This window comes from Microbacterium forte, from assembly GCF_031885415.1.
Classification (GTDB): domain Bacteria; phylum Actinomycetota; class Actinomycetes; order Actinomycetales; family Microbacteriaceae; genus Microbacterium; species Microbacterium forte.
The window spans coordinates 3,323,168-3,333,408 of record NZ_CP116871.1; the positions used below are offsets into that span (position 1 = coordinate 3,323,168).

Here is a 10,241-nt window from a genome sequence, read left to right on the forward strand (position 1 = left end):
GAGAACGAAGTGACCGAAGCGGCAGCTGCCACTTCCGAGACTGCCACCGGCACCACGCAGGCAGAGCCGTCTCAGCGCGACAACCGCCGCGGCGGTGGCCGTGGTGACCGCAACCAGGGTGGCCGTGACCGCAACTCCCGCGACCGTGGGGACAACCAGTTCCTCGAGCGCGTGGTCACCATCAACCGCGTCTCGAAGGTCGTGAAGGGTGGTCGTCGCTTCAGCTTCACCGCTCTCGTGGTCGTCGGTGACGGCAACGGTCTGGTGGGCGTCGGCTACGGCAAGGCTCGCGAGGTCCCCCTGGCGATCGCCAAGGGTGTCGAAGAGGCCAAGCGCAACTTCTTCCGCGTGCCGCGCGTCGGCAGCACCATCCCGCACCCTGTGCAGGGTGAGGCCGCAGCAGGCGTCGTCCTGCTCCGTCCGGCCGCTGCCGGTACCGGTGTCATCGCCGGTGGTCCCGTCCGCGCCGTGCTCGAGTGCGCCGGCATCCACGACGTGCTGTCGAAGTCGCTCGGCTCGTCGAACACGATCAACATCGTGCACGCGACGGTGACGGCCCTGAAGATGCTCGAGGAGCCCCGTGCGGTCGCCGCACGTCGTGGCCTCGAGTTCGACCAGGTCGCACCCGCGCGTCTTGTCCGTGCGGAGGCTGACGCCATCGCCGCACAGAAGGTAGGTGCCTGATGGCTGCGCGCCTGAAGGTCACGCAGGTCAAATCCAAGGTGAGCGAGAAGCAGAACCAGCGTGACACGCTGCGCAGCCTCGGTCTGAAGCGCATCGGTGACAGCACCGTTCGCCCCGACGACGCGCAGACGCGCGGTTACGTCAAGACCGTCGCCCACCTCGTCAAGGTTGAGGAGATCGACTAATGGCTGAGAAGAACGAAGCCGTCGAGGCCGAGAAGGCCCCGAAGAAGGCTGCCGCTCCCAAGGCCGCAGCCGAGAAGAAGCCCGCCGCCAAGAAGGCACCTGCAAAGGCGTCTTCGGCAAAGGCCGACGCCGTCAAGAAGCCCGCTGCCAAGAAGGCTGCGCCGAAGAAGGATGCTCCGGCATCCCGCCCCGGCGTGCTGAAGGTGCACCACCTGCGTCCGGTTCCCGGATCCAACACCGCGAAGACCCGTGTCGGTCGCGGTGAGGGCTCCAAGGGCAAGACCGCGGGTCGCGGTACCAAGGGTACGAGGGCTCGCAACACCGTTCGCGTCGGATTCGAGGGTGGGCAGATGCCGCTGCACATGCGCACCCCGAAGCTGCGCGGGTTCAAGAACCCGTTCCGCGTCGAGTACCAGGTCGTGAACCTGGAGAAGCTCGCGGAGCTGTACCCCAAGGGTGGCGACGTCACCATCGGCGACCTGGTCGCCAAGGGTGCCGTTCGCAAGAACGAGAAGGTCAAGGTTCTCGGAAACGGCGACATCGCCGTGAAGCTCACCGTAGCGGTCGACAAGGTCTCGGGTTCTGCCGAGCAGAAGATCGTGGCGGCCGGCGGATCCGTCAAGTAACCACTTCATGAGAGGGGTCGGAGATTCTCCGGCCCCTCTTATGGGTTAGCCTGTTCTTTCAGCCGTCCTTCAGGGATCGGCAACCTTTCAGGAGGACGTCCTTGTTTAGCGCCATCGCGCGGATCTTCCGCACGCCCGACCTGCGTCGGAAGATCGGTTTCACCCTCGCCATCGTCGCCATCTACCGGCTCGGCTCGAATGTGCCTGCTCCGTTCGTGAACTTCCCGAACGTCGAGGAGTGCCTCGCGTTGAACTCCGGGACAGAGGGACTCCTCGGGCTCGTCAACCTGTTCTCGGGTGGCGCGCTCCTCCAGCTTTCGATCTTCGCGCTCGGTGTCATGCCGTACATCACCGCGACGATCATCACGCAGCTCCTCCGCGTCGTGATCCCTCACTTCGAGGCTCTGCACAAGGAGGGCCAGGCCGGCCAGGCCCGCCTGACCCAGTACACGCGGTACCTCACGATCGCGCTGGCGCTGCTGCAGTCGACCACGCTCGTGACCGTGGCCCGCAGCGGCCAGCTCTTCGGCACGACCGACATCGCGGCGTGCCAGAACCTCCTCACCAACGACGTGTGGTGGGCCCAGCTGCTCATGATCATGACCATGACCGCAGGCACCGGGCTCATCATGTGGTTCGCCGAGCTCGTCACCGAGCGCGGCATCGGCAACGGCATGTCACTGCTCATCTTCACCTCGATCGCCGCCACCTTCCCCGGCGCCATGTGGCTCATCTGGGAGAGCAAGGGCTTCGAGGTCTTCCTCCTGGTGCTCCTGGTCGGAATCATCGTGATGGCGCTCGTCGTGTTCGTCGAGCAGTCGCAGCGGCGCATCCCGGTGCAGTACGCCAAGCGCATGGTCGGTCGTCGCACCTACGGCGGCACCAACACCTACATCCCGATCAAGGTCAACATGGCCGGCGTGATCCCTGTGATCTTCGCCTCGTCGCTGCTGTACATCCCTGCGCTCATCGCGCAGTTCAACACTCCGCAGGACGGCTCCGAGCCGGCTGCATGGGTGACCTGGATCAGCGCGAACTTCACGACAGGCAACAGCCCCATCTACATGGCGGTGTACTTCCTGCTGATCATCGGCTTCACGTACTTCTACGTCGCGATCACCTTCAACCCGGTCGAGGTCGCAGACAACATGAAGAAGTACGGCGGGTTCATCCCCGGCATCCGTGCCGGTCGTCCCACCGCCGAGTACCTCGACTACGTGCTCACCCGCATCACGCTTCCCGGTTCGATCTACCTCGGTCTGATCGCGCTGATCCCGCTGATCGCTCTCGCCACCGTCGGCGCCAACCAGAACTTCCCGTTCGGTGGCGCGTCGATCCTCATCATCGTGGGTGTCGGTCTCGAGACGGTCAAGCAGATCGACGCCCAGCTGCAGCAGCGTCACTACGAAGGGCTTCTCCGATGACTCGATCAGCTCGTCTTCTCATCGTCGGTCCGCAGGGCTCGGGCAAAGGCACCCAGGGTGTCCGCATCGCCGAGTCGTACGGCATCCCGGTCGTCTCGACCGGAGACATCTTCCGCGCGAACATCAAAGAGGGCACGCCGCTCGGCCAGCAGGTCACGGCCGTCCTCGACAAGGGAGACCTCGTTCCCGACGAGCTGACCAGCGAGATCGTTCGCGATCGCCTGTCGCAGGACGACGCCGCGAACGGCTTCCTCCTCGACGGCTACCCGCGCAACGCCGCCCAGGTGCAGCATCTCGACGCGTTCCTGTCCGCTCGCGGCGAGTCGCTCGACGCCGTCATCCTTCTCGACGTTCCCCGCGAGGAGAGCATCGAGCGGTTGAAGCTCCGTGCGGCCGAGCAGGGCCGTTCGGACGACACCGACGAGGCCATCGCGCACCGCCTGGACATCTACGAGCACGAGACGGCCCCGATCCTCGAGGTCTACGGGCCCCGTGGCATCGTCGACCGGATCGACGGCGTCGGCTCGCTCGACGAGATCACCGAGCGCGTCTTCGCGGCTCTCGTCGCTCGCGGCCTGCGTCTCGCGGCCTGAACACCGCGCGATGTTCCGCAAGTCGATCTACAAGAATGCGGCTCAGCTGCGAGCGATGGTCGAGCCCGGCCTCATCACTGCCGCGGCGCTGGACGCCCTCCGGCCGTTGATCCGACCGGGGGTCACGACCCTCGAGCTCGACGCCGAGGCCAACCGCGTGATCCTCGCCCGTGGTGCCGAGTCGAACTTCCAGCTGGTTCGCGGCTACAAGCACACCACGTGCATCTCGGTCAACGAGGAGGTCGTGCACGGCATCCCCGGCGAGCGGATCCTGCAGGCAGGCGACATCGTGTCGATCGACTGCGGCGCGCAGTTCCAAGGGTGGAACGGCGACAGCGCGATCACGGTGGTCGTTCCCGATGACACGCGTCCCGAGCTCGTCGCGCAGCGACAGGAGCTGTCGCGCGTGACAGAGGGGTCCATGTGGGCCGGTATCGCCGCAATGGCGTCCGCTTCCCACCTGGGTGACATCGGCGCCGCCATCCAGGGTTACATCGAGGCTCAGGGACCGTCAGCCGTCTCGGGGGAGACCTACGGCATCCTGCGCGAGTACGTCGGCCACGGCATCGGTCGCAAGATGCACGAGGCTCCGAGCGTCTTCAACTACCGGACGCCCGATCCCGGTGCAGAGGTCAAGCCCGGTCTGGTGCTGGCCATCGAGCCGATGGTGACCGCCGGCAGTGACGATACCTTCGTCGAGGACGACGACTGGACGGTCTCGACGGTCGACGGCACCGACGGATCGCACTGGGAGCACAGCGTCGCCCTGCACGAGGACGGCATCTGGGTGCTCACCGCCCCCGACGGGGGAGCGGCAGGCCTCGCGTCCTTCGGCGTGACGCCGACGCCCATCGCCTGACCTCTCTGCGCCCTCAGACGCGGCGCGAACTGTGATCCTGCACGCGATCACAACGTGCGCATAGGTTTCTCCGGGCACAATGGGTGTATGGGTGCGCATGCACCCGAAGACTTCAGGCCGGGTCCGCCACGTCGGGCCTCGACAGAAACGGAAAGCAATGGCAGCCGCGAAGAGCAACACCAACTGGTTCGTGATCGGCGTCTCGGCGGCAGTGGTGGTCGTGCTGGCCGTGCTGGCCTTCGTCGTCGTGTCCCTGAACAACCAGGCCACCGACCCCGGCACCGCCCCGCAGAGCTCCATCGTCAACGAGGAGACCGGGGCCATCTCGTTCGGCTCCGGCGAGGACGAGATCGACACCTACGTCGACTTCATGTGCCCCGTGTGCGGACAGTTCGAGGACGCCTACGGCGAGCAGCTGCAGGCAGCAGCCGCTGATGACAAGATCACGCTCAACATCCACCCCGTGTCGATCCTCAACAGGCTCTCGACGACCGGGGAGTTCTCCTCGCTGTCGGCCGGCTCGATGTACTGCGTCGCCGCAGAGGCTCCCGACGCCACTCTGGACTACTTCAACCTGCTGTTCGCGAACCAGCCCGAGGAGAACTCCGCCGGACTCAGCGCTGAGGAGCTGAGCGCCCTCGCCGAGCAGGCAGGAGCGGGGGCCGCGGCGGACTGCATCGCCGACGGCACCTACAACAAGTTCGCCGACTCCCAGACCAAGGCGCACGAGATCTCGGGAACCCCGACCGTCGAGATCAACGGCACCCGCATCGACAACAGCGAGATCGCCACGGAGTTCGCCAAGATCCTCGGCTGATCCGCGTCAGTCGCACAACGGGAGTTCCGGCATCCTGGCCAGGTTGCCGGAACTCCCGTTGTCGGATAACATAGATCCTTGGTGCCTTGCGCCTTGATTCGGCGTGTCTGAATCGGCAAGAAGCACCGCAATCCCATCACCCACCGCAGATCGACCGGTCTGCAGAAGCGTCAGCGAGGCTATGGCTAAGAAAGACGGTGTCATCGAGATCGAGGGCGTGATCTCCGAGGCTCTGCCCAACGCGATGTTCCGCGTTGAGCTCTCCAACGGACACAAGGTCCTTGCAACGATCTCAGGCAAGATGCGGCAGAACTACATCCGCATCATCCCCGAAGACCGTGTCGTCGTGGAGCTCAGCCCCTACGACCTCACCCGTGGACGAATCGTCTACCGCTACCGCTGATCGGTCGAGAAGTAACACCCCAGGCACTCAGCCTGCCCGGTGAAGACAGCGAATAGGAAACATCATGAAGGTCAACCCCAGCGTCAAGCCCATGTGCGATCACTGCAAGGTGATCCGCCGCCACGGCCGCGTCATGGTCATCTGCAAGAGCAACCCGCGCCACAAGCAGCGCCAGGGCTGAGCGCCCGTCGGCCTGGCCGGCGGACTCTTCGGAGCTGACTCACAACTCAATACACACAACGGCAGGATCAGATCCCACGAGAGTGGGGGACACCTCGGGGCGGAGGCCCGAGCACCGATCCTGCTCCATACCTCCACAACACTCAGGAGAACCGCATGGCACGTCTTGCCGGCGTTGACATCCCGCGCGATAAGCGCGTGGTGATCGCCCTTACCTACATCTACGGCGTGGGCCGTACCCGCTCGGTCGAGATCCTCAAGGCTACGGAGATCGACGAGAGCATCCGCGTGAAGGACCTCAGCGATGACCAGCTGATCGCCCTCCGCGACTACATCGAAGGCACCTACAAGGTGGAGGGTGACCTGCGCCGCGAGGTCGCAGCAGACATCCGCCGCAAGGTCGAGATCGGCTCCTACGAGGGCGTCCGCCACCGTCGTGGCCTCCCGGTCCGTGGTCAGCGCACCAAGACCAACGCCCGTACCCGCAAGGGCCCGAAGCGCACCGTCGCAGGCAAGAAGAAGGCCCGCTAAGCGCGGCCCCCAGGGACTAGGAGAACACTTTCATGGCTGCACCCAAGGCCGCCGCGCGCAAGCCGCGCCGCAAGGAAAAGAAGAACATCGCGCTGGGCCATGCCCACATCAAGTCGACGTTCAACAACACCATCGTTTCGATCACCGACCCGTCCGGCGCTGTCATCAGCTGGGCATCGTCGGGTGGCGTGGGCTTCAAGGGCTCGCGCAAGTCGACCCCCTACGCCGCTGGTCTGGCCGCCGAGTCGGCTGCCCGTCAGGCGCAGGAGCACGGCGTCAAGAAGGTCGACGTCTTCGTCAAGGGACCGGGCTCGGGTCGCGAGACCGCGATCCGTTCGCTGACGGCCGCCGGCCTCGAGGTCGGCTCGATCCAGGACGTCACCCCGCAGGCGCACAACGGTTGCCGCCCGCCGAAGCGCCGCCGCGTCTGATCCGGCTTGTTGAGCCGCTCGGTCCTTCGGGGCCGAGCGGCTCGACGCCCGCCAGCGCGGGCATCGACTCCCAAAACTCAAAACCTCACCCCACCACATGTCATATAGCGGGCATGTGATCGAAAGGAACACAGAGTGCTTATTGCACAGCGTCCCACACTGACCGAGGAAAAGATCGTCGAGAACCGTAGCCGGTTCATCATCGAGCCTCTGGAGCCCGGCTTCGGATACACGATCGGCAATGCGCTTCGTCGCAGCCTGCTGTCGTCGATCCCCGGCGCCGCGGTCACCAGCGTTCGCATCGACGGCGTGCTGCACGAGTTCAGCACCATCCCCGGCGTGAAGGAGGATGTCACCGAGATCATCCTCAACATCAAGCAGCTCGTGGTCTCGTCGGAGCGCGACGAGCCCATCACTGCTTACCTGCGCAAGACCGGTTCGGGCGAAGTGACCGCCGCTGACATCTCGGCTCCGGCCGGTGTCGAGGTCCAGAACCCCGAGCTCGTCATCGCGACGCTCAACGAGACCGCGAAGTTCGAGCTCGAGCTCACGATCGAGCGTGGCCGTGGCTACGTCTCGGCGACGCAGAACCGCAACGAGTACGCCGAGGCCGGTCAGATCCCGATCGACTCGATCTACTCGCCGGTTCTCAAGGTCAGCTACCGCGTCGACGCCACCCGTGCGGGTGAGCGCACCGACTTCGACAAGCTCGTCCTCGACGTCGAGACCAAGTCCGCCATCAGCCCCCGCGACGCTGTCGCGTCGGCTGCGAAGACGCTCACCGAGCTGTTCGGTCTCGCTCGCGAGCTGAACGTCGAGGCTGAGGGCATCGAGATCGGCCCGGCACCGGTGGAGGCAGTGAACTCCAGCGAGCTGTCGATGCCGATCGAGGACCTCGACCTCTCGGTCCGCTCTTACAACTGCCTGAAGCGTGAGGGCATCAACACTGTTTCCGAGCTCGTCGCCCTGTCGGAGACGCAGCTCATGAACATCCGCAATTTCGGCCAGAAGTCGGTCGACGAGGTGCGCGACAAGCTCATCTCGCTCGGTCTGTCGCTCAAGGATTCGGTGCCCGGTTTCGACGGCGCCCACTTCTACGGCGGCAGCGAAGACGAGTCCTTCTGAAACCCGACCTTTCTGACCAGGAGTTAGACGATTATGCCCAAGCCCACTAAGGGTCCCCGCCTCGGAGGCGGCCCCGCACACGAGCGCCTGCTGCTTGCCAACATGGCGGCGCAGCTCTTCATCCACAAGTCGATCAAGACGACCGAGACCAAGGCCAAGCGCCTGCGTCCGCTCGCGGAGCGTCTCATCACGCTCGGCAAGCGCGGCGACCTGAACGCGCGTCGTCGTGCGATGACCGTGCTGCGCTCCAACAAGGACGCCGGACACGTGCTCTTCACCGAGATCGCCCCGCTCGTCGCAGACCGTGAGGGTGGCTACACCCGCATCACGAAGGTCGGCAACCGCAAGGGTGACAACGCCCCCATGGCAGTGATCGAGCTCGTTCTCGAGCCCGTCACCCCCAAGGCGAAGTCCACCAAGAAGGCTGCCAAGGCTGAGAAGCCCGCCGAGGTCGTCGAGGAGGCTCCCGCTGAGGAGGCTCCCGTCGAGGAGACCACCGACGCCGGCGCCGAGTCGCAGGCCGAGGGAGAGGCAGCCGAGGCTGCCGCCGAGGACGCTGTCGAGAAGAAGTCCGAGTAAGCACCTCGCTCGTTCCAAGAAGCCCGCCGCCCCGAAAGGGACGGCGGGCTTCTTCGTCTCCGGGCGCGGGGATCAGCGCGTGCGCAGATCCTTGCGCAGGATCTTTCCGGATGCCGATTTCGGAATCGTGTCGATGAACTCGACCTGTCGCACCTTCTCATGGGGTGCGACGTGCGCGGCGACGTGTGCCATCACGGCATCCGCATCGAGTTCCGCTCCCTGCTGCAGCACCACGAACGCCTTCGGGACCTCCTGTCCATCGGCGTCCGGCACGCCGATGACAGCCGCATCGGCGATGGACGGATGCTCGAGCAGCACCGCTTCGAGAACCGCCGGCGCGACCTGGTAGCCCTTGTACTTGATGAGTTCCTTGAGCCGGTCGACGATGCGGAAGATGCCGTCGTGCGTCACTGTCGCGACGTCGCCGGTGTGCAGCCAGCCGTCGGCATCGAGCATCTCGGCCGTCGCGTCGGGTCTGTTCAGGTAGCCGGCCATCACCTGGGGTCCGCGGATCAGCAATTCCCCCGGCTCGCTGGCGCCCTCGTCCGGCGCATCGACGTCGGTGCCGTCCTCTGCGACGAGCCGCGCCTCGGTGTTTGCGAGCAGCATGCCGACCGACGACCGGTCGATGTCCGGTCGGTCGTAGGGGATCGCATGGGTCACCGGGCTGGTCTCGGTCATGCCGTACCCCTGGCACACCGTGCAGCCGAGGCGATCAGCGACCGCAGACGCGAGGCCGCCGTCGAGGGGAGCGGCCCCGGAGAAGATGACCTTGATCGCCGAGGTGTCGTACTGGTCGACGAGCGGGTGCTTCGCGAGGGCGACGGCGATCGGCGGCGCGATGAAGACCCAGCTGGTCCGGTGCTCCTGGACGACCCGAAGGAAGTCCGTGAGATCGAACCTGGGCATCGTGACCAGGGCCGCGCGCTGACGCAGCGCGAAGTTCAGAAGCACCGTCATGCCGTAGATGTGGAAGAAGGGCAGGACGGCGAGCACGCGGTCGTCGTCACCGAGAGAGATCGTGGAGCGGCACTGGCTGACATTGGCGATCAGGTTGCGGTGCGTGAGCATGACGCCCTTGGGACGACCGGTGGTGCCTGAGGAGTACGGGAGCACCGCGAGATGTGTCTCCGGATCGAAGCTCACCTCGGGTGCAGTGCGCCCCTCGCCGAGCAGGGCGGGCAGCGACGGATGCCCGTCGGCGCCGTCGAGGACGATGACGTGGTCGTCGTCGAGGCCCACAGCCGCGGCTGCCGCCTTCGCCCCGGCAAGCAGCGGTGAGACGGTGATGAGCCATGTCGCCTCGGCATCCGTCAGCTGAGTCGCGATCTCATCGGGTGTGTAGAGGGAATTGATCGTGGTGGCCGTCGCCCCTGCGCGCAGGATGCCGTGGAAGACCGTCGCGAAGGCAGGGATGTTGGGGCACAACACGCCCACCTTCGTTCCGACGCCCACTCCACGTGCGGCGAGGGCGCCCGCGAACAGGTCGATCTGTGCGATCAGCTGGCGATAGGTCGTGGTGGCACCGCTGACACCGTCGACGATCGCGATCGCGTCGAGGCGGTCGTCCTCGACATCGCCGAACAGGAAGTCGTGGATCGAGACCGCCGGGATCTCGACATCGGGATAGGAACTGCGCACCATGAGATCTCCTTCGATCCGGGTCATCGACGACGCCGTCTGATGCGATCCAGTGTCGCACAGGAGGAGACCGGGTCCCAGGGGGGATCCTTCGCGCGGCGGTCGGGACGAGGGCCCCCGTGGTGCGGCGCGACTGGGGGAGGTCGCCTGCGAGTAGGCTGAT

14 protein-coding genes are annotated in these 10,241 nt (G+C 65.6%); 13 read left to right on the forward strand and 1 reads right to left on the reverse strand.

Annotated elements, in window-relative coordinates:
* Positions 1–9 precede the first annotated feature (9 nt).
* From rpsE to rplQ, 13 genes are all read left to right on the forward strand, one after another.
* Positions 10–684, forward strand: a complete 675-nt coding sequence (gene rpsE, locus OB895_RS16050; protein WP_052492887.1) for a 30S ribosomal protein S5 — start codon at positions 10–12, stop codon at positions 682–684.
* On the forward strand, positions 684–869 hold the full coding sequence (gene rpmD / locus OB895_RS16055) for a 50S ribosomal protein L30 (RefSeq protein ID WP_042538783.1): 186 nt from the start codon (positions 684–686) through the stop codon (positions 867–869). Before rpsE ends, rpmD begins: the two co-directional genes overlap by 1 nt.
* Positions 869–1,495 carry a 50S ribosomal protein L15 gene (gene rplO, locus OB895_RS16060; RefSeq protein WP_079113390.1) on the forward strand — a complete coding sequence of 209 codons (627 nt, stop codon included), beginning with the start codon at positions 869–871 and terminating at the stop codon, positions 1,493–1,495. The genes rpmD and rplO overlap by 1 nt, the downstream gene beginning before the upstream one ends.
* Positions 1,496–1,596: 101 nt before the next feature.
* The gene (gene secY / locus OB895_RS16065; protein WP_042538786.1) at positions 1,597–2,919 is read left to right on the forward strand and encodes a preprotein translocase subunit SecY; all 1,323 of its coding nucleotides are present in this window, start codon (positions 1,597–1,599) and stop codon (positions 2,917–2,919) included.
* Entirely contained in the window at positions 2,916–3,512 is a 597-nt protein-coding gene (locus OB895_RS16070) for an adenylate kinase (protein ID WP_042538788.1), read from the forward strand. The genes secY and OB895_RS16070 overlap by 4 nt, the downstream gene beginning before the upstream one ends.
* A gap of 10 nt (positions 3,513–3,522) precedes the next feature.
* Positions 3,523–4,371 carry a type I methionyl aminopeptidase gene (gene map / locus OB895_RS16075; protein WP_311878242.1) on the forward strand — a complete coding sequence of 283 codons (849 nt, stop codon included), beginning with the start codon at positions 3,523–3,525 and terminating at the stop codon, positions 4,369–4,371.
* 157 nt (positions 4,372–4,528) lie between these two features.
* On the forward strand, positions 4,529–5,188 hold the full coding sequence (locus tag OB895_RS16080) for a DsbA family protein (RefSeq protein WP_042538792.1): 660 nt from the start codon (positions 4,529–4,531) through the stop codon (positions 5,186–5,188).
* 181 nt (positions 5,189–5,369) lie between these two features.
* Positions 5,370–5,591: a translation initiation factor IF-1 gene (gene infA / locus OB895_RS16085; protein ID WP_017201569.1), complete on the forward strand. Its 222-nt coding sequence runs from the start codon at positions 5,370–5,372 to the stop codon at positions 5,589–5,591.
* A gap of 64 nt (positions 5,592–5,655) precedes the next feature.
* Positions 5,656–5,772 (forward strand): 50S ribosomal protein L36, encoded by a 117-nt coding sequence (gene rpmJ / locus OB895_RS16090; protein ID WP_033106073.1) that lies wholly within the window; start codon positions 5,656–5,658, stop codon positions 5,770–5,772.
* 155 nt (positions 5,773–5,927) lie between these two features.
* The gene (gene rpsM, locus OB895_RS16095; RefSeq protein WP_042538794.1) at positions 5,928–6,302 is read left to right on the forward strand and encodes a 30S ribosomal protein S13; all 375 of its coding nucleotides are present in this window, start codon (positions 5,928–5,930) and stop codon (positions 6,300–6,302) included.
* A 32-nt stretch (positions 6,303–6,334) separates the two neighbouring features.
* Positions 6,335–6,733, forward strand: a complete 399-nt coding sequence (gene rpsK, locus OB895_RS16100; RefSeq protein WP_042538796.1) for a 30S ribosomal protein S11 — start codon at positions 6,335–6,337, stop codon at positions 6,731–6,733.
* A gap of 135 nt (positions 6,734–6,868) precedes the next feature.
* Positions 6,869–7,858 (forward strand): DNA-directed RNA polymerase subunit alpha, encoded by a 990-nt coding sequence (locus OB895_RS16105; protein ID WP_042538798.1) that lies wholly within the window; start codon positions 6,869–6,871, stop codon positions 7,856–7,858.
* A 33-nt stretch (positions 7,859–7,891) separates the two neighbouring features.
* On the forward strand, positions 7,892–8,437 hold the full coding sequence (rplQ, locus tag OB895_RS16110; RefSeq protein WP_042538800.1) for a 50S ribosomal protein L17: 546 nt from the start codon (positions 7,892–7,894) through the stop codon (positions 8,435–8,437).
* Between the two features lie 72 nt (positions 8,438–8,509).
* Here rplQ and OB895_RS16115 read toward each other — a convergent pair whose 3' ends face one another.
* Entirely contained in the window at positions 8,510–10,081 is a 1,572-nt protein-coding gene (locus OB895_RS16115; RefSeq protein WP_311878246.1) for an AMP-binding protein, read from the reverse strand.
* Positions 10,082–10,241 lie beyond the last annotated feature (160 nt).